The organism is Pseudomonas fulva, assembly GCF_023517795.1.
Classification (GTDB): Bacteria; Pseudomonadota; Gammaproteobacteria; order Pseudomonadales; family Pseudomonadaceae; genus Aquipseudomonas; species Aquipseudomonas fulva_D.
The window spans coordinates 198,097-222,510 of sequence record NZ_CP082928.1 but is presented as its reverse complement, the minus strand read 5'-3'; the positions used below and the strand labels follow the sequence as shown (position 1 = coordinate 222,510).

Here is a 24,414-nt window from a genome sequence, read left to right as displayed (position 1 = left end):
GTCGCCGAAGCAGGGCAGGATATGTTGCACGCTCCGGCGCCGTTCTTACGTCCGGTCTGCAGCAGCCTCGCAACAAACCACCACGGCTTGTTGCGACGATGCTATCCGGCTGCCTTTTCGCTACGACCCTAGACCTTGAACTGGTCCATCAACCCCTGCTGGTGGTTGGCCAGGGCATTCAGCGAGCGGCTGACCTGGGCGGACTCGTCCGCCTGTTCGGCCAGCGATTCGGTGACGTCGCGAATGCCCGACACGTTGCGGTTGATCTCCTCGGCGACGGCGCTTTGCTCTTCGGCGGCGCTGGCGATTTGCAGGTTCATGCTGGTGATCACCGAGACCGCATCGCCGATACGCTTGAGGGCGCTGACGGCGAGGGCGACGTGGCTGACGTTGTCCTGCGCCTGGAGGTGGCCGTCGTGCATGGATTCCACCACGTCGCGGGTGCCTTGCTGCAGGCGTTCGATGACCTGGCGGATCTCCTCGATCGAGACCTGGGTGCGGGTGGCGAGGCTTCTGACCTCATCGGCGACGACCGCGAAGCCACGGCCGGCTTCACCGGCACGTGCGGCTTCGATGGCAGCGTTGAGGGCAAGGAGGTTGGTTTGCTCGGCGATGCTGCGAATGGCTTCGAGCACCGAGCCGATCTGCTCGCTGCTGGCCGCCAGGCCTTCGACGTCGCGCATGGCGGTGCCGAGGTCATGGGCCAGCCGCTCGATACGCTGGGTGGTCTGGTCGACCACCTGGAGGCCTTCGCGGGTCGCTTCATCGGCGCTGCGTGCCGCGGCGGCGGCCTCGGATGCGTTCTGCGCCACGGCCTGGGCAGTCGCGCTCATTTCATTGGAGGCGGTTGCCACCTGCTCGACTTCGCTGAGCTGCGCTTGCATGCCCTGGCTGGTACGGGTGGCGATGCCGGCCGACTGGTCGGCGGTCTGGCGGGCGGACTGCACCGAGTCCTTCACCTTGGCCACGATCGGCTGCAGCTTGTCGAGGAAATGATTGAAGCCATCGGCCAGGCGACCGAGTTCGTCCTGCCGTGGGTACTGGAGACGGCGGGTCAGGTCACCTTCGCCGCTGGCGATATCGTCGAGCCTATCGGCGACCGACAGGATCGGGCGGGTGACGCGGCGCGCCATGATGTTCATGAGCACCAGGCCCAGCACGATGGCGCCGATGCCCACCAGCCAGGAGATCACGCTGTCGCGGGTACGCTGCGCCTCGAGGGTGTCGGCGAGGGCCAGGGCGCGGGTGAGCACCACCGGTTTCGGCGCCTGGATCAGAACGCCCCAGGTCTTGGCGCCGGGAATCGGCTGCACGGGCTGCATGACGCCCAGGGACTGCTCACTCGAGACCACCGAAGGCTGGCCGGCCTGCAGCGCCTGTCGCAGTGCGCTGGCCTGGGCCTGGGCGGCGTTGTCCAGAGGCTTGCCGAGCTGGGTCGCGTCCCGGGTGTACGCCGCCAGCAGCCCGGCGGGGCTGATGATACTGATGTCGCCCTGGCCGTCATACAGGCTGCGGTTCGCGGATTCGGCCAACGCTTGCAGCGCGGCCAGGCTGATGTCGATACCGATCACGCCGATCACCTTGCCGCCGTCCTGCAGGGGCAGGGCCACGCTGGTCATCAGCACGGGCTGGTCATTCACCTGGTCGACGTAAGGGTCGAGCAGGCACGCCGTGGCGGTCCTGAGCGGGCAGCTGTACCACGCGTTGTAGGCTGCACCGCTGGGGCCGGGGGTGGTGTCGGCCAACTCCTGTTCGGTCATCACCTCGGCTTCGAACGCGCCGGGTGTGCTCTGCGCCCAGTAGAGCGCGAAGCGGCCTATCTCGTTGCTGCTGGCGGCTTCGTCGTCGATGAAGGCTGCATCCTGGCCATCCAGGCCGTTGGGCTCGAAGGCGATGTAGATACCCAGGGATTCGGGGCGCGCTTTCAGCGCATCGGCCAGCACGGCGGTCAGGTCGCTACGCAGCGCCGCGGCGCTGAGCACACCCTTGGCGTGTTGTTTACGTAGCAGCTCGACCTGTTTGGCGAGGCCGATGCCGTACAGGTAAACCTCGAGGAACTCGCTGCGCATGCTTTGCGCCTGTGCCTCGCCGATGGCCTGCAGCCGCAGTTGCGCGGAATCGCCGAGCATTTGGAAACTGGTGCCTTTGACGACATCGCTGCTGCGCGCCGCATAGAACTGGGAAACGAGTACCAGCAGGGATACGACCAGGAACAGGCAGAGGCCGGCGAGGGCGGTCAGCTTGAACTGGATGGAGAGCCGATTGAACATGAGAACAGCCATTTGAATAGGGACTGGCAGGTTATCGGCGGCCCTGGCAATTGCTTCAGCCACGCAACGCGCCGTCCGTCTCGCTGTTCGCTGGCGCTGCCGCCTGTCGAAAGCATTGCACTCCGGGCCCGGGCGGCCTTTCAGAACGGTATGCGCAGATGTCCTGCGTCGTTACGGGAGTGTTGTCATGGCAGTCGAACATAACCAATCAGAATCCGCCTTCGAGTCCTCCAGCGACAAGGGAGTGGATACCGGCGCAGGGCACGGCTCGGGGCTGGAAAAGGCCAAGTCGGAACCCAAGCAGGGCAGCAACGAAGCCGAGGCGAAGAAGAACCGGGTGGAGTGGAACCCGCCGGCGGGCAACCCGGGTTCGGATCAGGATTCCCTGGACGAGCGTGAAAACGGCACCGCCAGAACGAATGAGCGCTAAGCGTCGGTTGTCGATCTGCAGGCGCTAGCCTCCGGTGAAACCCGGCGAAATCTCCATGGGGTTTCACCTACCTGGCCCGACCCAGTCGAAGGACCACCCATCCGAGAAAGGGCCTCGCCCCTGATTTTCCGCCCATGGCGCGCTCCCACAGAAGCAGGTCGGTGGTGGTCTTTCCTGGCGCCGTCTATTCCGTTGCAACGATCGGGGTGGGCGGGTGCAGTCACCCGGCAACGCCTACGCTCCCGCCAGCCGTAGGGCTTGCCGGCAAAACCGCTCGACTCGTCCTTTGCGCTCCAATCAGGTCCTGGCCCCGGCATACCGGCTGGCTGGCTTGTTGAATCTTTGCCGGTGGGCGGCATCTTTCAAAATGTAACGGTCAGCCTTGACCGGTCTGCAGGCGGCTGTCGCCGCCCCTGCGCACTACCAACAGGACGTGAACGATGCCCACCGCCAATACCCCGCCAAGCCCACCCCTGAAACGCGCCATCACCGGCTCGATGCTGACCTTGTTCATCCTCGGGGACGTGCTCGGCGCCGGGGTGTATGCCCTGGCCGGGGTGATTGCCGGCGAGGTGGGCGGTGCGGTCTGGGTCGCCTTGCTGGTGGCCCTGGGTTTTGCCTTGCTCACCGCGGGCTCCTATGCCGAGCTGGTCACCAAGTACCCCCATGCCGGTGCGTCGGCGGTATTCGCGGCGAGGGCCTACAAGTCGCCACTGGTGTCCTTTCTGGTGGGCTTCTGCATGCTGGCGGCAGCGGTGACCAGCGCGGCGGGGCTGTCCCTGGCGTTCGCCGGGGATTACCTGGCGGCCTTCATCGATATTCCCGCCCATGTGGCGGCGCTGATTTTCCTGGTGGTGATCGGCCTGCTCAATGCGCGGGGCATCAAGGAGTCGCTGTCGGCCAACCTGGTGATGACCACCATCGAGCTGTCCGGGCTGCTGCTGGTGATAGTCGCCGCGGCGTGGTTCTTGCGCGGCGGTGAAGGGGACTTCAGCCGGGTGGTGGAATTCAAGTCCGGGGTCAACCCGGCCTTTGCGGTGCTGGGAGCGGCGCTGCTGGCGTTCTATTCATTCGTCGGTTTCGAGACCTCGGCCAACCTCGCCGAAGAGATTCGTGACGTACGCAAGACCTACCCCCGGGCGCTGTTCGCTGCGCTGATCATCGCCGGCGCCATCTACATGGCGGTATCCATCGGTGCGGCGGTGGTGATGCCCGTCGAACAGCTGGCCAACTCCACGGCGCCGCTGCTGGAGGTGGTGAAGGCGTCGGGCCTGGGTATCCCGCCGCAGCTGTTCGCCTTCATTGCGTTGATCGCCGTGGCCAACGGTGCCTTGCTGACCATGATCATGGCCAGCCGCCTGGCCTATGGCATGGCCCACCAACGGCTGCTGCCGAGCGTGCTGGGCGGCGTGCTGGCACAGCGGCGCACCCCGGCGGCAGCCATCGCGGCGACCACCCTGGTGGCCATCGTGCTGACGCTGACCGGCTCCCTGGCGACTCTGGCGCAGACCGTGGTGCTGCTGTTGCTGTTCGTGTTCATCAGCACCAACCTGGCGGTGCTGGTGTTGCGCCGTGACAAGGTGGCGCAGGAGCACTTCCGCGTGCCGACCTGGGTGCCGGTGCTGGGCGTGGCCTCGTGCCTGCTGCTGATGACCCAGCAGGATGTGCAAACCTGGCTGCGTGCGGGCGCGCTGTTGCTGGCCGGCGTAGTGCTGTACGGCATCACCCGGGCCGGCGGCGTGCAGCCGCTCAAGGCCGAGGACTACAAGGTGGTGGACAGCTGAGCGGGGTAGCCTGCGGTGGCTTGAGTGGTGCGAAGTGCAGCCAAGGGTGGCGCCCGGTCTCATAGTGCCATTAGCACGCCTGTGCTAATGACCGGGCCTCGAGGCAGGGTTAAGGTCTGGTGGTATCCCCAACGTTTTCAAGCCCTTGCGCCATTGCGGCGAGGCAACCGTTGGTTGTGGAGCACCACTACAATCCCAAGGAAGCACACCATGAAACTGCGTTCTCCGGTCACCTTCGCGCTGCTCGGCGCCCTGTCCGTCGCCCTCGCTGGTTGCAGTAACATCAAACCCTCCGAAGACAAGCTCAAGACGCTCGCCGAGACCAATCTCGGCGAGGTGGTGAGCAGCGTCGGCAACGTACGCAGCGACTCCATGCAGACCTACTACGTGGCGCGCACCGGCTCCGGCGACTACAACTGCACGGTGGCCAGTGGCGCCAGCGGCGGCGCCTTCACCGTCGCCAGCTTCGGTCTGATGCAGCCTACCGCCTATTGCCAGCGCAAGGGCTCCGGCAGCGGCGTGCCCGCGCCGTTCGCCCAGTAAGCTCCGGGCCGCCGGCCCGCGTCCCGAGCCCGGTGTGAAAGCCCGACCAGGGATGGCCGGGCTTTTTCACGTCTATCGGCCGGCTGCGGCAGCCTTCACGAAGTTCGCCAGGTCCCGGTTGAAGCGCTCGGCCTCTTCGAGAAAGGGCGCGTGCCCCGACTGCTCATAACGTTTCGACTGCGCTCGCGGGTTGAGCGTCTGGGCGCGGGCGATGCTCGGCTGCACCTGCACGAGCTGGTCCCGGGCGCCATAGAGCAGCAGCAACGGAACCTGCGCCTTGGGCAGCCCCTCGGCAGCGGCGCTGCTCATGCCTGGAATGGCGCGGGTCATCGGCCAGGAGGCCATCGCCGCATTGGCCATCAGCACCTCCATGCTGGCGGCGTCTGGCTGGGTGTGGAAGCACAGGCGTACAAAGGCGCGCAGGGCGTCGAGATGGCTTTTCAGGTCGCTCGAGGCCAGGCCGGCGTATACCTCGGGCTGCGGGGTGATCAGCGCTTCGCTCAGTTCGATGACGGCATTGACGTAGACCGCGCCGCGGATCGCGCCATCACCATACGCGGCCAGGTAATCGGACATCACCAGCCCGCCCAGGGACCAGCCCACCAGCACCGGCTGATTGGCCCCCGTTGCGGCGAGCACCGCGGCCAGATCATCGGCGTAGCGGCGGCCATCGCTGTAGGCGCTGCTGTCTGCCGGTTTGTCGGAGAGCCCATGGCCACGCAGGTCGTAGGTGATCAGCCGGTAGTCCTGCAGCTGTGGGCTGTCGATTTGCCGTTGCCAGTTCAGGCGGCTGCCCAGCAGGCCATGGATGAACACTATGGGTTGGCCCGCGGGGTTGCCGGTTTCCTGAACGGCCAGGTGCAGGCCATCGGGCGTGGTGACGCGGTAGTGTTTCCCGGTGGCGAAAGCGGCACTGGAAAGCGCTGCAAGCAACAATGCGAGGCAGAGACCGCGCACGGCTCTGGAAAGGTGTGATGGATGCATGGGCGCTCCTGGGCTGAACGAATGGCGTTGAGTCTAGGGCGCTGATCTGGGACGATCCATGATATTTCATTCTTGATTGTTGATCGATCGTCCTGATTATCCAGGGAGCCACCATGAGCGCGAGTGACCTGATCAGCGAGCTGCTGGGCGGCATGCGCCTGTGTGGTGTGCAGTTCCGCCGTCTGTCGCTGCCGCCCGCAGGCGGCCTCGGCTTCAGCAACCAACCGGGGCGCGGGCAGTTTCATTTCGTGGCGCGTGGGCCAGTCTGGCTGCGCAGCCCGGGTGGCGACATGCATTGCCTGCAAAGTGGTGATGCGGTGCTGCTGCCCCGCGGTGGCCGGCACGCGCTGCTGGCCGGGCCGCAGGTTGGCAGCGGCGCCATCCAGGCATTCGACCCGTGTCTGGCGGCCGAGGATCAGCCGTGCGACCCACAGGCGACGCTGCTCTTCAGTTGCTGCATGCAGCTGGAGCTGGGCGGCATGCAGCCGCTGGTGGTGGCCATGCCTGAGGTAATGCGCGTCGAGACCCTGCAGGACAGCGCCCCGGAGATTCGCCCACTGCTCGAGGCGATGGAGCGCGAGTCCCTGCTGCTGCTGGCCGGCCATGGCGGCATCCTGGCGCGGCTGGCCGAAGTGGTGGCGGCGTTGATCGTGCGCGGTTGGGTGACCGGCCTCGGTGCCGAGGCGGGCGGTTACATCGGCGCCTTGCACGACCCGCGCTTGAGCAGGGCGCTGCTGGCGATGCACCGGCACCCGGAGCGACCGTGGACCGTGGCAACGCTGGCTAGCGAGGCCGGGCAATCGCGCTCGGTGTTCGCGCAGCGCTTTGTGCGCGGGCTGGGTGTGGCCCCGTTACGCTACCTGACCGATTTGCGAATGCGCCTGGCACTGCAGCGCCTGGCTGATGAGCAGGTGGCGGTCGAGCGGGTGGCCGAGGCGCTCGGTTATGGCTCGCTGGCGGCCTTCAGCCGCGCCTTCAAGCGCGCGCTGGGGGTGTCACCCGGGGCGGTGAAGCGGGGTGCCGCAGCGCCTGGGCAAGAGCGGCTCCGGTAGGCGCAGTGGCCGCGGCACGAGGCCTTGGCAGGCAGCGCGTCATTCGAGTTCGTGGAGCAGGGTGACGCCGGAGTACAGGCCGATCACGAACAGTACCAGCAATACCACTGCCGAGCCGATCAGAAATGAGGTCATGGTGCGGGCCTTTCTGCTTGAGGCGCCTGATGCCGGCGCGATAGCACGGTAGAGGCACTGCGGCGGCGATCCGTTCAGGTGATTTTTTCGGCCGGGCTGCCGCGTCGTCAGCGCAGCCGCTCGTGGCTCAGCGCCGGCGACCAGGTGCGTTGCGTGCAGCGCGGGCAGCTGGCTTCCTGCCCGCTGGTCATCGATTGCGTGTGGCCGCAGCGCACGCAGGCATAGGTGCCGGCCTGAGGCACCTGCTGGTACTCGCTGCGGTGCTCGCCGGGCAGCACCGAGAGGCCGGGTTTCACGGCTTCGGCGGGGTAGAAGTACAGGCTCATGTCACCATCGGTTTCCAGAATGCCCAGGCGCACCTGGCCGAGGTGCTCGACACCCTGCTGGCGCAGCTCCATGAAGAATTCGTCGGAGGAGATGTTCAGGTGGTCCAGGCTGTTCAGCTCGTAGAGGCCGTCCTTGATGATGGTTACCGGCTTGCCCTCCATCCAGTCGGAGACGCGCTCGCTGCGGCGCATCATCGTCACCGTGGCGCGGTACAGCACCAGCAGGGTGACGAACACCATGGCCACCGGTAGCAGGGGCACGTCGTCGTAGAACGACACGTCGCCGGCGGCCGAGCCGAGGGTGAGAATCACCACCAGCTCGAACAGCGACAACTGGCGAATACCACGCCGGCCGCTGACCTTGAGGAACACGAACACCACCACGAAAGCGAACAGCGCGCGCAGCGCCACTTCGCCCAGAAACAGCAAAGGCACATCACCCAGCAGCATGCGCTGCCAATCGAACGCGGTCATTTTTTCACTCCGAAAACCGGCCTCTATCGCTTCAGACCGCCGGGCCGGCGATTGGGTCGACCTCGATCACGTCCCCTCCCAACAGGGGCGCCAGGCCCGTCCTAGACGTGGGGCGCCGCAAATTGTTTGAACCAAGGCACGCAGCCTGCGTCAATGTGATATCAATGTGCCATCTAGTGATCCTGTTGACGCGTGCGGTGCTGGCACCCATGCGGCGACAGGCTGGCCGAGCGATCCTGCGCACCGCGAGCAGTCGGGCCATCGGACACTTCCTTGATCATCCATTCGAGTAGTTGGAGCGACCCATGAATACATGGTTTGGCAATATCAGCGTCACCCTCAAACTGGCCCTGGGCTTCGGCCTGGTGTTGCTTCTGACCATGGCCCTGGCCCTGGTCGGCTGGAGCAGCCTGGGCAGCGTGGTGCAGCGCAGCGAGCGCATGACCGACGTCAACGAACTCACCCATACCCTCACCGATCTGCGCGTGGCGCGCCTGCAGTACCTGCTCTCCAATGGTGGGGCAGCGGAAGCCGACAAGGTACAGCAGGAGATCCGTGCGCTCTCCCAACGGCAGCAGGAAATGCTGCCGCACTTCCAGAACCCCGAGAACGTACGGCTGATCAAGCAGCAGATCGAGTTGATCGAGCAGTACCAGAAGGCCTACGACAAGACCAACGCCACCTATGCCATCGTCAACAACACCCGTGCCGAAATGGTCGACATGGCGGATCGCGCGGGCGAGTTGATCGACCGCGTCAGGGATGAGGTGGCACGCAATGCGGCCGGTGACGAGGCGGGCTTCGCCCGTTACCAGGCCATCGCCCGTACCAAGGATGACGTGCAGACCCTGCGCTACCGCGTGCTCGGTTACACCGCGGATGTCAACGAGCGCACCGAGCTGGCGCTGAATCAGCAGATCGAACGTGTCGATCAGGGCATCGGGGGCCTGACCAGCGTGTTTGTCGGCGAGTACCGTGAGCAGATCCAGCAACTGCAATCCACGGTCACCGCCTATCGCAGCCTGCTGGATGCCTACCGCACGGCAACCGCCGAGCGTCTGCAGCTGCGCGATGCCATGACCGAGCAGGTGCAGGAGATCGTCAGGGGCAGCGATGCGCTGCTGGCCATGCAGGCCACCCTGCGTGATCGCGACACCACCTGGGCCAACCAGATGATGATCGTCGCCACCCTGCTGGCACTGCTGGTGGGCATTCTCTCGGCCTGGCTGATCACCCGGCAGATCACCCGGCCGCTGCAGGAAACCCTCGAGGCCGTCGAACGCATCGCCGGCGGCGACCTCAGCCAGACCCTGCAGGTCAGCCGTCGCGACGAACTGGGCGTGCTGCAACAGGGCATTCAGCGTATGGGCAGCACCTTGCGCGAGTTGATCGGCGGCATTCGCGATGGCGTTACCCAGATCGCCAGCGCGGCCGAGCAGCTGTCTGCGGTGACCGAACAGACCAGTGCCGGGGTGAACAGCCAGAAGGTGGAAACCGATCAGGTGGCCACCGCCATGCAGGAAATGTCCGCCACCGTGCAGGAGGTCGCGCGCAGTGCCGCCGAGGCCTCCCAGGCCGCCGTGGATGCCGATCGCGAGGCCAGCCAGGGCGATCGCGTGGTCGCCGAGACGGTGGCCCAGATCGAGCGTCTGGCAGCCGAGGTGAGCCGCTCCAGCGAGGCCATGGGCGAGCTGCAGAGCGAAAGCGACAAGATCGGCGGGGTGATGGATGTGATCAAGACGGTGGCGGAGCAGACCAATCTGCTGGCCCTCAACGCGGCCATCGAGGCGGCGCGGGCCGGGGAGGCCGGGCGCGGTTTCGCCGTGGTGGCGGACGAGGTGCGGGGCCTGGCCCAGCGCACGCAGAAGTCCACCGAGGAGATCGAAGGCCTGATCGCCGGTCTGCAGCGCGGCACCCAGCAGGTGGCGGTGATCATGCAGGGCAGCCGCGAACTGACCGACAGCAGCGTGGCGCTGACCCGCCGCGCCGGTGAGGCGCTGGGCGCGATCACCAGCCGGGTCTCCAATATCCAGGCGATGAACCAGCAGATCGCCGCCGCTGCCGAGCAGCAGGGCGCGGTGGCCGAGGAGATCAGCCGCAGCGTGGTTAACGTGCGCGATATCTCCGAGCAGACCGCCGAGGCCAGCGAAGAAACCGCCGCCTCGAGCGTCGAGCTGGCGCGCCTGGGCAATCAGCTGCAGACCATGGTCAGCCACTTCCGGGTGTGATGCGTGGCGGATAGCGGGTTAGCCGCTATCCGCGCAGTAACCTCTGCCGCCGCTGGCGGCAAGGTCGCATCCTCTGCGCCGCGGTCGACACCGATACGTGGGGTGACGCGCCGCTTCGCTTACCACGACCTGGCTCTATCGGGTAATAAGCATTGCCTATCAAGGCACTGCCTTTTTCCAATTTAGCGAAGCGGCGGGCCTCTCGTAGTTTGGTACGAGCGCATGACGCGCGAGTACTCATAAAAACGACGAGGATTCACCGATGAAACCCACGACCGCATGGGCGCCCGCCCTTGGTTTGATGACTGCGGCCTTGTCCGCTTCGCTGTTCAGTCTGTCGGCCCAGGCGGCGCCGTTGACCCGCGACAACGGCGCACCGGTAGGCGATAACCAGAATTCGCAGACCGCCGGCAGCACGGGCCCGACCCTGCTGCAGGACGTGCAACTGATCCAGAAACTGCAGCGTTTCGACCGCGAGCGCATTCCCGAGCGCGTGGTGCATGCCCGCGGCACCGGTGCCCATGGCGAGTTCACCGCCACGGCGGACATCTCCGACCTGACCCGCGCCAAGGTGTTCAGCAAGGGCACCACCACCCCGGTGTTCGTGCGCTTCTCCAGCGTGGTGCATGGCAACCATTCGCCGGAAACCCTGCGGGACCCGCGCGGCTTCGCCACCAAGTTCTACACCAGCGAAGGCAACTGGGACCTGGTCGGCAACAACTTCCCGACCTTCTTCATCCGTGACGCCATCAAGTTCCCGGACATGGTGCACGCCTTCAAGCCCGACCCGAATACCAACTACGGCAGCAACCGCACCCAGTTCGATTTCTTCAGCCACGTACCGGAAGCCACCCGCACCCTGACCCTGCTGTATTCCAACGAGGGCACGCCGGCCAACTACCGGCAGATGAACGGCAACAGCGTGCACGCCTACAAGCTGGTCAACGCCAAGAACGAATACCGCTACGTCAAGTTCCAGTGGCGCAGCCTGCAAGGCATCAAGAACAACGACCCCAAGCAGACCGAGCAGATCCAGGGCAAGGACTTCAACCACATGAGCCGCGACCTGATCACCACGATCAACGCCGGCGACTACCCCAAGTGGGACCTGTACATCCAGATGCTCGAACCGGCTGACCTGGCCAAGTACGACTTCGATCCGCTGGACGCCACCAAGATCTGGCCGGACGTGCCCTACCGGAAAATCGGCCAGATGGTCCTCAACAGGAACCCGGACAACGTGTTCCAGGAAACCGAGCAGGTGGCCATGGCGCCGTCCAACCTGGTGCCGGGCATCGAGCCTTCCGAGGATCGCCTGCTGCAGGGCCGGCTGTTCTCCTATGCCGATACGCAGATGTATCGCCTGGGCGCCAACCACGCCTTCCTGCCGATCAACCAGGCCAAGGTGCCGGTCAACAACGGCAACCAGGATGGCGCGGCGAACATCGGCCACACCACCACCGAGGTGAACTACGAGCCCAGCCGCATCAATCCGCGGCCGGCCAGCGAGCATGCGCGCTACAGCAACCTGCCACTGAGCGGCAGCACCGAGCAGAAGAAGATCCAGCGTGAGCAGAACTTCAAGCAGGCCGGCGAGCTGTACCGCTCCTACGACAAGAAGATGCAGGGCGACCTGATCGCCAGCCTGGGCGGCGCCCTGGCCGAGGCCGAAGACGAGAGCAAGCACATCATGCTGTCGTTCTTCTACAAGGCCGATGCGCAGTATGGCGAAGGCCTGACAGAGGTGGCCGGTGGCGACCTGGCGCGGGTCAAGGCGCTGGCTGCCAAGCTGCAGGACTGAGCCCTCAGGGCGTGACGCGCGGCCCCGTCCCGGGCCGTGCGTCGCGACTTGCGAACCGGAAGCGGCCCCAGGCCGTACGGGAGGACATCATGTTGCGACCCCTCTGTTTCGCCCTGGCGCTGAGCGTTGCAGCCCCATTGCTGGCCGCCACGCCAGCGGCGGATGCCGAGCGCGTCCAGGCGCAATTGCGCGACTACTACTTCCAGGCCGCCCGCGAGGGCAACGTGGCGATGCTCGATGAGTTCATCGCTGCCGGTTACAACCTCGATAGCGCCGACGAGAAGGGCTACACCGCACTGATCCTGGCGGCCTATCACGGCCATCGCCAGGCGGTGGAGCGCCTGCTGGGCGCAGGGGCGGACGCCTGTGCCCAGGATCGGCGTGGCAACACCGCGCTGATGGGGGCGATCTTCAAGGGCGAGGTACGCATCGCCAAACGCCTGCTCGAGGCCGACTGCAGCCCGGACCAGCGCAACGACAGCGGCCAGACGGCGGCCATGTACGCGGCACTGTTCCAGCGCAAGGACATGCTCGATGACCTGGCGAAGAAGGGCGCCGACCTGAACGCCAGGGACGCTTTCGGCAATTCGGTACAGGGCCTGGATAGCGGCGAAATACGCACGCGCTGGTCGGCCAGACAGCCCTGAGCGAAGCGCCCTGGCCATCTTCTGGCCAGTACCCATTCGTCAGAAAGCGCGCGCCAAAGCGGGTGAGCAGCATTCAAACGGCTACAAAGTGAGAACCTGTATCAACTGCAGGTGACTCAACAAGCGCCTCGCGCCGAGTTGCCATTAGCCTGACTGCCGCCATCAGCTAAGGACGCCGCACCGATGCCCGACTTCGCCAAAGCCGACCCGCAGGTGGTGCCCCGCCTGCTCCAGGAGATGGAGCAGCAGGGGTATGCCGTTATCGAAGGGTTTCTCACCGACGAGCAGCTCCAGGCCGCCCGTGCCCATGTGAACCACGAGGTGGAGCGCCATGAGCACGAATACTTCGCCCTGCAGGGCCAGGCTGCCGTGAAGGGCAGCATCTTCGAGCAGATGAGCGTCTCGCCCCAGGTCAAGGACCTGTTCCGGCAGCTGTACCAGGGCGGCATTGGCCAGCCACCGCGCTCGCCCGACATCTTTCCCGCGTTGCGCTGTTTGCAGGGGCTCACGGGCAAGCGCGAGTCCTACTACTTCCACTATGACGCCGCAGCGCTGACGGCCCTGATTCCACTGGTCACGCCCACCGAGGGCCGCTACTGCGGCGACTTCATCTTCTTTCCGAACCTGCGCGCCATCCGCTCCAACCTGTATGTCAACATTCTGGAAAAGGCGCTGATGCAGAACACCCTGACCCAGAAGCTGATCACCTTCGCGGTCAAGCGCGGCTGGCTGAACCCCGTTACCATCAAGATCGTGCCCGGCAATGCCTACTTCTTCTGGGGCTATCGCTCGCTGCACGCCAACGAGCCCTGCGACCCCAAGGCGCTGCGCTCCACCGTGCTGCTGCACTACGGCGAACCCCACAGCCGCGACAACCTGGCCTCGCGCCTGTTCCTGGGCTGGAATTTCCGCCGCGCGCGGATCAGCAACGAGCGCACTACGCGCAAGGATGTGGGCTGAGGGCAGGGTGCCCGTATCAAAACGTCCTGGGCGCTAAAATCCACCGCGGCATCACACCTCGTCGCCATGCTCTGTCATCATTCGCGGTGTGATTCTGCACCCAGGAACCCTGCATGTCGGCGCTTAACCCCGGTCTGATCGTTATCCATGGCAACCGCCTCGAGGAGCTGCGCGCCCTGGCGGTGGAGTGGATGCGTCGGTACCCGCTGCGCCCGCTGGAGAACGAAGTGCTGCTGGTGCAGAGCAACGGCATCGCCCAGTGGCTGAAGCTGGCGCTGGCCGAGCAGGACGGCTGCGGCATCGCCGCGGCCACCGACGTCAGCCTGCCGGCGCGCTTTCTCTGGCAGGCCTACCGTACGGTGCTGGGCAGCGAGGCGATTCCCCAGCAGTCGCCGCTGGACAAGGCGCCGCTGACCTGGCGGCTGATGCGCATGCTGCCGGGCCTGCTCGACGAGCCCTGCTTCGCGCCGCTGCGGCGCTTTCTGGCGGATGACGCCGACCTGCGCAAGCGCCACCAGCTGGCCGAGCGCCTGGCCGACCTGTTCGACCAGTACCAGGTGTACCGCGCCGACTGGCTGGCGGACTGGGCCCAGGGGCACGATCAATTGCGCAACGCCCGTGGCGGCGTGAAGCCCCTCGATGAAAGCGCGCTGTGGCAGCCGCTGCTATGGCGCACGCTGTTGGCCGATGTCGGTGAGGAGCATCTGTCCCAGAGCCGCGCCGGGGTGCACCCGCGCTTCGTCGCCAAGCTGGCCGAGCTGGATGCGCCGCCCCGCGGCCTGCCACGGCGGGTCACGGTATTCGGTATTTCCTCGTTGCCGGCGCAGATGCTCGAGGCGCTGGCGGCCATGGCGCGCTTCAGCCAGGTGATGCTCTACGTGCACAACCCGTCCCAGCACCACTGGGGCGATATCGTCGAGGACAAGGACCTGCTGCGCCACGAGTACCGCCGCCAGAAGCGCAAGGCCGGCGGCCAGGCGGGGCCGGTCGGCCAGCTTGGCCTGTTCGACGTCGATACGCTGCACCAGCATGGCCAGCCGCTGCTGGCCTCCTGGGGCAAGCAGGGCCGCGACTACATCAACCTGCTCGACCAGTACGACGAGCCGCGGCGCTACCGCGAACAGTTCGAGCGCATCGACCTGTTCAGCGCGATGAGCGAAGACACACTGCTCGGCCAGCTGCACAACGACATCCTCGACCTGCGCCCGGTCGAGGAGAGCCGCACCCACTGGCCGGCAGTCGACCCGGCCAGGGACCATTCGCTGCGCTTTCATGTCGCCCACAGCGCCCAACGCGAGGTCGAGGTGCTGCACGATCAGCTCCTGGCGGCGTTCAGCGCAGACCCGACCCTGCGCCCGCGGGACATCATCGTCATGGTGCCGGACGTCAACACCTACGCCGCGCATATCCGCGCGGTGTTCGGCCAGTTCGCGGGCGACGATCCGCGCTTCATTCCCTTCACCCTGGCCGACCAGGGCCTGCGCGGCAAGGAGCCCCTGGTGATCGCCCTGGAACACCTGCTGCGCCTGCCCGACAGCCGCTTCAGCGTCAGCGAGATCCTCGACCTGCTCGACGTGGCGGCAGTGCGGGCGCGCTTCGCCATCGCCGACGAGCAACTGCCGCTGCTGCGCCGCTGGCTGGAAGGCGCCGGCGTGCGCTGGGGCCTGGATGCCGAGCAGCGCGAAGGCCTCGGCCTGGGCGCCGGCCTGGAGCAGAACAGCTGGCGCTTCGGCCTGCGCCGCATGCTGCTCGGCTACGCCGTGGGCGGGGCCGGGGCGCGGGCGGGCATCGAGCCCTTCGACGAGATCGGCGGTCTGGATGCCGCGCTGATCGGCCCGCTGACCCGGCTGCTCGATGCGCTGGAGCTGCACGGCCAGCGCCTCGCCGAAACCCTGCTGCCGGTGGCCTGGGGCGAGCGCCTGCGGGCGCTGCTGGAGGCCTTCTTCCTGCCCCAGGACGAGCGCGACGAGGTGCTGCGCAACCAGGCCCAGGATGCCCTGGAGGGTTGGCTGGAGCTGTGCGAAGCGGCCAGCCTGGAGGAAGCCCTGCCGCTGGCCGTGGTGCGCGAGGCCTGGCTGGGCGGGCTGGACCAGGGCGGCCTCAGCCAGCGCTTCCTGGCCGGTGCGGTGAACGTCTGCACGCTGATGCCGATGCGCGCCATTCCGTTCCGGCACCTGTGCCTGCTGGGCATGAACGATGGTGATTACCCGCGCAGCCAGGCGCCGCTGGACTTCGACCTGATGGGCGGCGACTACCGCCCCGGCGACCGCTCGCGTCGCGAGGACGACCGTTACCTGCTGCTCGAAGCGCTGCTGGCGGTGCGCGAGCGCCTGACCATCAGCTGGGTAGGGCGCAGCATTCGTGACAACACCGAGCGCCCGCCGTCGGTGCTGGTCGGCCAGTTGCGCGATCACCTGGCCAGCGCCTGGCGCCTGGCCGATGGCGGCGATCTGCTCCACGCCCTGACCACCGAGCACCCGCTGCAGCCCTTCAGCCGCCGCTACTTCTGCGCAGATGGGCCGCTGTTCAGCTACGTGCACGAATGGGCCGCCTCCCACCGGGCGCCGCTGGCGCCGGCCAGCGAGCAGCCGCTGGGCGCCTATGTGGCGGACGACGCGCTGAGCCTGGAAACCCTGCAGCGTTTCCTGCGCGACCCGGTCAAGCAGTTCTTCACCGGGCGTCTCAAGGTGCACCTGGACGAAGCCGAGCAGGCCGAGCTGGATGCCGAGCCGTTCGCCCTGGATGGCTTGCAGCGCCACCAGATCCAGCAGGCGCTGCTGCAGGCCGCCGCCCTGGCGCTGCAGGAAGACCAAGGCGTCGACGCGGCACTGCAGCGGGCCGCGCGGCGCATCCAGCGAAGTGGTCGGTTGCCGGTGGCCGGGTTCGGTAAGCGCCTGGGCGCCCAGTTGCTCGAACCCTTGCCGGCGCAGCTGCAGGGGTACGCCGCGCTGCTGGCGCGCTGGCCCGAGCGGTTGCCGTCGCCGGTGCGCCTGAGCTTCGCCCACGCTGGCCTGGCACTGGAGGACTGGCTCGGCGATCTGCACGCGAACGGCGACGCTCTGGCACGCCTGGAGCTGCAGCCCGGCGGGCTGAAGCGCAAGGACCGCTCCTACAAGTGGCACCGTCTGCTCAGGCCCTGGGTCAGCCATGTGGCGGCCGCCGCCTGCGGCCATCCGCTGACCACGCTGCTGGTCGCCGAGGACGTGCGCCTGGCCTTCGCGCCGTTGACCCAGGCCGAGGCTGAACAGCTGCTGCGCCAGTGGCTCGATGCCTACGCCGTTGGCATGCAGGTACCGCTGCCGGTGGCGATCGGAACGGTCGCAGCCTGGTTCGCCCAGCTCGACAAGAGCGGGGATGAAGACAAGGCCGCGGAGGCTGCCCGCAAGGTCTACGAAGGCGATGGCCACAGCACCACCGGCGAAGTGCAGCAGAGCGCCAGCCTGGCCCGCCAGTACCCGGACTTCGACGCCTTGCTGGGCGATGGCCGGTTCGCCCAGTGGGGCGCCGCGCTTTACCAGTCGCTGTTCGAGGCGGCGATCAGCGAACTTCAGGACGATCAGCCATGAGTCAGCCAGTACGCCCCTTGGCGCTCAGCTTTCCCCTGCACGGCAGCCGCCTGATCGAGGCCAGCGCCGGCACCGGCAAGACCTACACCATCTCGGCGCTGTACCTGCGCCTGATCCTGCGTCATGGCGGCGAGGCGGCCTTTCGCGAGCCGCTGCTGCCACCGCAGATTCTCGTGGTGACCTTTACCGACGCCGCCACCCGCGAACTGCGTGACCGCATTCGCGCGCGCCTGGTGGAGGCGGCCACGGTATTTCGCGGCGATGCCGGAGGCGACGCCTTGCTGGCGACCCTCAAGGCCGACTTCGCTTCGGCCGAATGGCCCGAGTGCGCCCGGCGCCTGGAGCTGGCCGCGCAGTGGATGGACGAGGCAGCGGTGTCGACCATCCACGGCTGGTGCCAGCGCATGCTGCGCGAGCACGCCTTCGACAGCGGCAGCCTGTTCAGCCAGACCCTGGAAACCGACCACAGTGAACTGCTCGCCGAAGTGGTGCGCGACTATTGGCGTCAGCATTGCTATCCGCTGCAGGGCCTGGCCCTCGACTGGGTGGCGGAGAACTGGGGCGAGCCGGACGTGCTCGGCCAGCGCATCCGCCCGCTGCTCGGCGAGCACGATGTCGGTGTTGCGCTGGCGCTGGGCGATCTGCTGGACGCCACCTTGCAGGACCGCCAGCGCGCGCTGCTCGCTCTGAAGCAGCCCTGGGGCGCTTGGGCGGATGCCCTGCAGGGCCTGCTCGATCAGGCCGCGGCCGACAAGCAGGTCGATGCCCGCAAGCTGCAGGCACGCTACTACAAACCCTGGCTCGACAAGCTGCGTACCTGGGCCCATGGCGATGACGAGGTGCTGGATATCGGCACCGGTTTTAGCCGCCTGACCCCGGAGGGCCTGGCCGAAGCCTGGAAGGTCGGCGCGCCGCCCGCGCATCCGGCCTTGGACGCCATGGCCACGCTCAAGGCCGAACTCGACGCCTTGCCTGCACCGAACGATGCCGCGCTGCGCCACGCCGCCGCCTGGATCCGCCAGCGCTTCGACCGCGAGAAACGCCAGCGCGCCGAGATGGGCTTCGACGACATGCTCACCCGCCTGGACGACGCGCTGCAGGGCGACAGCGGCCCGCGCCTGGCCGAGGTGATTCGCCAGCAGTTCCCGGTGGCGCTGATCGACGAATTCCAGGACACCGATCCGCTGCAGTACCGCATCTTCGACACGCTGTATCAGGTCGAGGCCAATCGCGACGACTGCGGCCTGTTTATGATCGGCGACCCCAAGCAGGCCATCTATTCGTTCCGTGGTGCCGACATCCACACCTACCTGCGCGCCCGCCGCGCCACCGCCGGGCGGCATTACAACCTGGACACCAACTTCCGCTCCAGCGAGCCCATGGTGGCGGCGGTCAACGGCTTGTTCGGGCTGGCCGAATCCCGTGAAGACGGGCAGGGCGCCTTTCTGCTGCGCGATGACCTGCCGTTCATTCCGGTCGGCGCCCAGGGCCGCAAGGAAGTCTGGACCGTCGAGGGGCATGCCCAGCCAGCCCTCAACCTCTGGCACCTGCCCAGCGACGAAGCCATCGCCAAGGGCCGCTATCTGGACGCCCTGGCCGCCAGCGCGGCAAGCGAGATCGTCCGCCTGCTGGTGCTTGGCCAACAGCAGCGCGCCGGCTTTCTCCAGGGCGATACGCTGACCGCCCTGCGACCCAGCGATATCGCCGTGTTGGTGCGTGATTTCAAGGAAGCCCAGGCGATTCGTGGCGAGTTGGCAGCCCGCGGCGTGCGCAGCGTGTACCTATCCGACAAGGATTCGGTGTACGCCACCGTGGAAGCCCATGACCTGTTGCTGTGGCTGCGCGCCTGCGCCGAGCCCGATCAGGACCGCCCGCTGCGCGCGGCGCTGGCCAGTGCGACCCTGGGCCTGAGCCTCAGCGAGCTGGAGCAGTTGAACCTCGACGAGCGCTTCTGGGAGGCGCGGGTCATGCAGTTTCGGGGTTACCGCCAGCGCTGGCAACGCCAGGGCGTACTGCCGATGCTGCGCCAGTTGTTGCAGGATTTCGGCCTGCCGCAACGGCTGATGAGCCGCCCTGACGGCGAACGGGTGTTGACCAACCTGCTGCACCTGGCCGAGTTGCTGCAGCTGGCCGCCGCCGAGCTGGACGGCGAGCTGGCGTTGATCCGCCATCTGGGCGAATCGCTGGCCGGGCGCGGCCAGGCGGCCGAGGAGCAGGTGCTGCGCCTGGAAAGCGACGATGCCCTGGTGCGCGTGGTGACCATCCACAAATCCAAGGGCCTGGAATACCCGCTGGTGTTCCTGCCCTTTATCTGTTCCTTCCGCCCGCTGGACGACAAGAAACCGGTGCAGGTGCACGACGGCGAGCGCCGCCGCTTGCTGCTCAAGCCTGATGAAGAGAGCCTGGAACAGGCCGAGCGCGAGCGCCTGGGTGAAGACCTGCGCCTGCTCTACGTGGCGCTGACCCGGGCGCGGCACGCCTGCTGGTTGGGGGTGGCGGACCTGAAGATCGGCACCGCCAAGACCTCGCGCCTGCACCAGAGCGCCCTGGGTTACCTGCTCGGCGCGGGTCAGCCCCTGGCTCAGAGTGTGCAACTGATCGATTGGCTGAGCCCGCTGGCCGATCCACCGCGCTGCGTGGCATTGCCGGCCCCCGAAGCCAGTGACCAGACGTACCGTGCCCAGGATGCCGACGTCTTCGAGCCGCAGTGGCGTACGCCGTCGCGCCGCGCCGCCGAACACTGGTGGATCGCCTCCTACAGCGCCTTGCGCATGGAGGAGGGCGAGGCCAGTTCAGTGGATCGCCACGACGACGTCTCGCCGGACAGCTCGGCCGTGCAGATCGCCAGCGACGATGAGAATCCGGCCCTGGCGCTGGAGCAGATTCCGCTTTCGGCCCAGGGCCTGCACCGCTTTCCCCGTGGGCCGAACCCCGGCACCTTTCTCCATGGCCTGCTGGAAATCGCCGCCGCCGAAGGCTTCGCGGCCATGGCGGCAGCGCCTGAGGTGCTGCGTGAGCACCTGGCGCGACGTTGCCAGCGGCGCGGCCTGCAAACCTGGATCGAGCCCCTGTGGCTGTGGCTGCAGGGCCTGCTGGTGCAGCCTATGGCGCTCGGCAGCGGAAATGCGGTAAGCCTGGCGCAACTGCACGAATACCAGGCAGAGCTGGAGTTCTGGTTCGAGGCGCGGCGGGTCGACGTGCTGCGCCTGGATGCCCTGGTGCGGCATTTCGAGATGCCTGGCGTGGCGCGCCCGGTATTGAGCCCCGATACCCTCAACGGCATGTTCAAGGGCTTTATCGACCTGGTGTTCGAGCATGAGGGGCGTTACTACGTGGTCGACTACAAGTCCAACTGGCTGGGCGCCGACGAACAGGCCTATACCCCCGAGGCCATGAGCGCCGCCGTGGCCAGCCATCGCTATGACCTGCAGTACGTGCTCTACGTGCTGGCCCTGCATCGCCACCTGCGGCTACGCCTGACCGATTACGACTACGACATCCATATGGGCGGCGCGCTGTACCTGTTCCTGCGGGCGCCGGGCGCGGGCCAATACCTGGCGCGCCCGCAGCGGGCGTTGATCGAAAGGCTGGATGCGCTGTTTCTCGGCGAGCCGGTGGAGGAGCCGGCATGACGCCGATGCTGGAAAACCGCGACGCGCTGTTCGAACTGCTCGCCGCCTGGAGCGAGCGGGGCTGGCTGCGCGAGCTGGACCGTACCCTGGCGCATTTCTTCGCCGAGCTGGACCCCCAGGCGTCGCCGTTGCTGTTGCTGGCGGCGGCGCTGGCCAGCCATCAACTGGGCCAGGGCCATGTGTGCCTCGACCTGCAGACCACCCTGGCCGATCCGGATTCGGCGTTATCGCTGCCGCCGGAGGGCGAGGATGCCGAGGGCGTCAGCCTGCTGCCTTCCGAGGTGCTGGCCGGCCTGGGCGTCGACGCCTGGCTGGCGGCCTGTGCCAGCAGTGCCCTGCTGCACGATGCCGAGGATGAAGTCGCGCCGCTGGTGCTGCGCGGCAGCTGCCTGTACCTGCGCCGTTACTGGGATTACGAGCGCGGCGTTGCCGAGGATATCGGCGAGCGCCTGCAGGCCCCGGCGGATGCACCGGCCGATCTCGCTCAGCGCCTGGCGGTACTGTTCCCCGAGCCGTTGCAGCTGGGCGGTCAGCGCCTCACCGACTGGCAGAAGCTGGCCTGCGCCCTGGCGGCGCGGGGGCGCTTCACCCTGATCACCGGCGGCCCCGGCACCGGCAAGACCACCACCGTGGTGCGCCTGCTGGCGCTGCTGCAGGCTGCCGCCCTGGACCGCGGTGCACCCTTGCGCCTGAGCCTGGCCGCGCCGACCGGCAAGGCCGCTGCGCGGCTGACCGAATCCATCGGCGCCCAGGTGGCGACCCTGCCGGTCAGCGAGGCGGTGCGCGGGCAGATTCCCAATACCGTCACCACGCTGCACCGCCTGCTGGGCAGCCGGCCGGATAGCCGGCACTTCCGTCACCACGCGGCCAACCCGCTGCCACTGGACGTGCTTGTGGTCGACGAAGCGTCGATGATCGACCTGGAAATGATGGCCAACCTGCTCGACGCGCTGCCGATGCATGCGCGGCTGATCCTGCTCGGCGACAAGGATCAGCTGGCCTCGGTGGAGGCCGGCGCGGTGCTCGGTGATCTGTGCCGCGATGCCGAAGCCGGCGGCTACAGCGAGGCCACCCGTGCCTGGCTGGCGCAGCAGACCGGCGAGCATCTCGAAGGGGCCGGGCTGCGGCCGGGTGAGCAGGCGCTGTCGCAGCATATCGTCATGCTCCGCCACTCCCGGCGCTTCGCCGGGGGCTCCGGCATCGGCCGCCTGGCCCTGGCGGTGAATCGTGGTGCGGCCCTGGAGGCCCGCGAGGTGCTGGCCGCCGGCGGGACGGACCTGCATCAGTTGCGTCTGACGGGCGAGCAGGACCGTGCCTTCGAACGCCTGCTGCTCGATGGCTTGCCCGGCGGCCAAGGGCGCCCGCTGGGCTATGCCGATTACCTGGGCGTTCTGCGTGAGCAGCGGCCGGGTTTGCAGGATGGCGAGGAGCGCTGGAATGCCTGGGCAGCCGCGGTGCTGGCGGCATTCGACCAGTTCCAGTTGTTGTGTGCGGTGCGCAAGGGCCCCTGGGGCGTCGAGGCGCTCAACGGGCGCATCGCCCATGCACTGCTGCAACGCGGGCTGATCGAACAGGAGCACGGCTGGTACGAAGGCCGCCCGGTGCTGGTCACCCGCAACGACTACGGCCTGGGCCTGATGAACGGCGATATCGGCATCGCCCTGCGCTTGCCCGAGCCGGCCCTGGAGGCGGGCGGGCTGTTGCGCTCGGCGCTGCGCGTGGTGTTTCCGCGCAACGATGGCTCGGGCGAGCTGCGCTCGATCCTGCCCAGCCGCCTGGGTGCGGTGGAAACCGTGTTCGCCATGACCGTGCACAAATCCCAGGGCTCTGAGTTCGCCCACTGCGCCCTGGTGCTGCCGGATACCCTCAACCCGGTGCTGACCAAGGAGCTGGTGTACACCGGCATCACCCGCGCCCGGGATTGCTTCAGCCTGATCGAAAGCCGCGCTGGTATTTTCGAGGCGGCCATCGGGCGCCGCGTGGAACGGCGCAGCGGGCTGTGGGAGCGGTTGGTTGCCGGTGCGCCGTAGCGGCTACCTGCCTATTTGCTTGACTCATCCCGCCCTGTGGGAGCGGGCCATGCCCGCGAATCGGGCGCATGGCGCCCTCCCACAGAATAGGCGTTCGACCTCAAACTGCAGACCGTAGGGTGGACAACGCTCTTTTTGTCCACCGTTGCGATTGAACGGTGGAGGGGTAAAGCGTTTTCCACCCTGCGGTTCATGCTCCACGAGTCGTCTCTAGCCAATCACCCTGCGCAGGCGCAGCCCGGCGATCAGGCCGATGAAACAGAACACCGCGAACAGCCAGCCAGAGGCGGCGCCGGCCATGATGCCGGAGAGCAGGGTACCGACGGTGCAGCCCAGGGCGAGCATGCCGCCTAGGCCGAGCAGTATGCCGCCGATGAAGTTGCGTAGCGCTTCCCGTATCCCTGGCCAGCGCGGCGCGCAATCGCCAGCGAGCAGGGCGCACGCCCAGGCGGCGAAGACCAGGCCGATGATGAACAGGCCGTTGTTCGACAGCAGGGTCTCCTTAACCGCGGTGGCGCAACCGGAAAAACCGTCCAGACCTTCCAGGCGCTCGGGCAGCCAGCCCAGGCCGTTGGCAGCGGTGCGCGACAGGCTGCCGAGCTCGGCGGTTACCCCCAGCGGGCCGACGCGCAGATAGGCCGCCAGGGCCAGCGTGCCGATCAGGATGCCACCAATCCAGGTCGGCCAGCGTGCGCCTAATAACAACTGGCGCAGGCTGCTGCCCGGTTGTCCGGGCTCTTCACCCTTGCGGTAGCGCAGCAGCAGATGCGCCAGGCCGCCAAGCAGCGCCAATTGCAGCAGCAACGAGCCGCCATAGTCGAGCCTGGCCGGCAGCCAGATCACCGGTGCCTCCTGGATACTCGCCAGGTACAGGGTGTTCCAGCTCAGGAACCCCAGAAAGAAGCCAAACAGTGCGCCGAACAGGGCGAGTACCGAGGCCAGTGCACCTTCGCCCAGGCGATACAGGTGGGCACTGATGCACGAGCCGGAAATCGCCATGCCCAGGCCAAACAGGCTGGCGCCCAGCGCCAGCACCCAGCTCAGTGGGCCGATATGGGCGTCTGGCGGCAGGCGGCCGTTGGCCGGATCCGGTAGAAAAGCGCCAAAGGCCGCGTGATACCCCAGGGTGCCGACCGCCAGCGCGGCGAGAATGCCGAGCAGCCCGCGCGGGTCCCGGCGTTCGATGAAGTCACGGCTGACGCAGAAGAAACAGAAGCGCGAACGCTGTAGCAGCACGCCAAACAAGCCGCCCGCCAGCAGGGAAAAGCTCAGGGCGCGCCCTTCGTTGCTCGGCGTAGCCAGCAACCAGGCGGCTACGGCCAGAGCGACCAGAATCAGGGTAGCGCTGCCGGTACGCAAGGTAAGCATGCAAGGTTGCTCCATTGACGGTTGTCCGCTGAGAACCTGTTCAAAGTCTGCTGCGCGTCGGCACTGCGGCGTTAAAAACAGGCTCGGACTGCTCATTTACAGCTCGTAAACTCCGCGTCCTCGCCTGTTTTTGTGGGGCCGCCTAGGCCTTGCATTGCTCTAGCTCGCAAGACTTTGAACAGGC

The 24,414-nt window shown here is 67.0% G+C and carries 14 protein-coding genes and 2 pseudogenes; 11 read left to right on the top strand and 5 right to left on the bottom strand.

Translation table 11 applies throughout. The features are described from left to right. Window positions 1-128 precede the first annotated feature (128 nt). Window positions 129-722: pseudogene (locus K8U54_RS25260) on the bottom strand (methyl-accepting chemotaxis protein); the annotation flags it as partial. 312 nt (window positions 723-1,034) lie between these two features. Then, window positions 1,035-2,069, bottom strand: a pseudogene (locus K8U54_RS25255) (PDC sensor domain-containing protein); the annotation flags it as partial. Window positions 2,070-2,457: 388 nt separating this feature from the next. Between K8U54_RS25255 and K8U54_RS00880 the strand changes: the two are divergent. The 3 genes from K8U54_RS00880 to K8U54_RS00870 all read left to right on the top strand — a co-directional run bounded on the left by K8U54_RS00880 (window position 2,458) and on the right by K8U54_RS00870 (window position 5,027). Next, complete coding sequence (locus K8U54_RS00880; RefSeq protein WP_249908470.1) at window positions 2,458-2,700, top strand: hypothetical protein; 243 nt, start codon at window positions 2,458-2,460, stop codon at window positions 2,698-2,700. A gap of 440 nt (window positions 2,701-3,140) precedes the next feature. Then, complete coding sequence (locus tag K8U54_RS00875) at window positions 3,141-4,484, top strand: APC family permease (protein WP_249908469.1); 1,344 nt, start codon at window positions 3,141-3,143, stop codon at window positions 4,482-4,484. A 210-nt stretch (window positions 4,485-4,694) separates the two neighbouring features. After that, window positions 4,695-5,027: a hypothetical protein gene (locus K8U54_RS00870; RefSeq protein WP_249908468.1), complete on the top strand. Its 333-nt coding sequence runs from the start codon at window positions 4,695-4,697 to the stop codon at window positions 5,025-5,027. Window positions 5,028-5,099: 72 nt separating this feature from the next. Here K8U54_RS00870 and K8U54_RS00865 read toward each other — a convergent pair whose 3' ends face one another. Continuing rightward, window positions 5,100-6,011: an alpha/beta fold hydrolase gene (locus K8U54_RS00865; RefSeq protein WP_249908467.1), complete on the bottom strand. Its 912-nt coding sequence runs from the start codon at window positions 6,009-6,011 to the stop codon at window positions 5,100-5,102. A 113-nt stretch (window positions 6,012-6,124) separates the two neighbouring features. Here K8U54_RS00865 and K8U54_RS00860 point away from each other — a divergent pair, with 113 nt between their 5' ends. Further along, window positions 6,125-7,063, top strand: coding sequence for an AraC family transcriptional regulator (locus K8U54_RS00860; protein WP_249908466.1), 939 nt, complete (start codon window positions 6,125-6,127; stop codon window positions 7,061-7,063). A gap of 242 nt (window positions 7,064-7,305) precedes the next feature. Here K8U54_RS00860 and K8U54_RS00855 read toward each other — a convergent pair whose 3' ends face one another. Continuing rightward, window positions 7,306-7,998 carry a YetF domain-containing protein gene (locus tag K8U54_RS00855; protein ID WP_249908465.1) on the bottom strand — a complete coding sequence of 231 codons (693 nt, stop codon included), beginning with the start codon at window positions 7,996-7,998 and terminating at the stop codon, window positions 7,306-7,308. A 305-nt stretch (window positions 7,999-8,303) separates the two neighbouring features. On the opposite strand from K8U54_RS00855, the gene K8U54_RS00850 reads away from it, so the two are divergent. From K8U54_RS00850 to recD, 7 genes are all read left to right on the top strand, one after another. After that, window positions 8,304-10,226, top strand: coding sequence for a methyl-accepting chemotaxis protein (locus K8U54_RS00850; protein ID WP_249908464.1), 1,923 nt, complete (start codon window positions 8,304-8,306; stop codon window positions 10,224-10,226). Between the two features lie 301 nt (window positions 10,227-10,527). After that, complete coding sequence (locus K8U54_RS00845) at window positions 10,528-12,027, top strand: catalase (protein ID WP_434060004.1); 1,500 nt, start codon at window positions 10,528-10,530, stop codon at window positions 12,025-12,027. Window positions 12,028-12,116: 89 nt separating this feature from the next. Continuing rightward, the gene (locus K8U54_RS00840; protein ID WP_249908462.1) at window positions 12,117-12,674 is read left to right on the top strand and encodes an ankyrin repeat domain-containing protein; all 558 of its coding nucleotides are present in this window, start codon (window positions 12,117-12,119) and stop codon (window positions 12,672-12,674) included. A gap of 183 nt (window positions 12,675-12,857) precedes the next feature. After that, entirely contained in the window at window positions 12,858-13,634 is a 777-nt protein-coding gene (locus K8U54_RS00835; RefSeq protein WP_249908461.1) for a hypothetical protein, read from the top strand. Between the two features lie 113 nt (window positions 13,635-13,747). Further along, window positions 13,748-17,200, top strand: a complete 3,453-nt coding sequence (gene recC / locus K8U54_RS00830; RefSeq protein ID WP_249908460.1) for an exodeoxyribonuclease V subunit gamma — start codon at window positions 13,748-13,750, stop codon at window positions 17,198-17,200. Beyond that, window positions 17,197-20,832 (top strand): exodeoxyribonuclease V subunit beta, encoded by a 3,636-nt coding sequence (gene recB, locus K8U54_RS00825; protein ID WP_249908459.1) that lies wholly within the window; start codon window positions 17,197-17,199, stop codon window positions 20,830-20,832. Before recC ends, recB begins: the two co-directional genes overlap by 4 nt. Beyond that, complete coding sequence (gene recD, locus K8U54_RS00820; protein ID WP_249908458.1) at window positions 20,829-22,862, top strand: exodeoxyribonuclease V subunit alpha; 2,034 nt, start codon at window positions 20,829-20,831, stop codon at window positions 22,860-22,862. Before recB ends, recD begins: the two co-directional genes overlap by 4 nt. A gap of 210 nt (window positions 22,863-23,072) precedes the next feature. On the opposite strand, the gene K8U54_RS00815 is transcribed toward recD, so the two are convergent. Then, a complete protein-coding gene (locus tag K8U54_RS00815) occupies window positions 23,073-24,230 on the bottom strand; it encodes a YeeE/YedE family protein (RefSeq protein WP_249908457.1) in 1,158 nt (385 codons plus the stop codon). Between the last annotated feature and the right edge of the window lie 184 nt (window positions 24,231-24,414).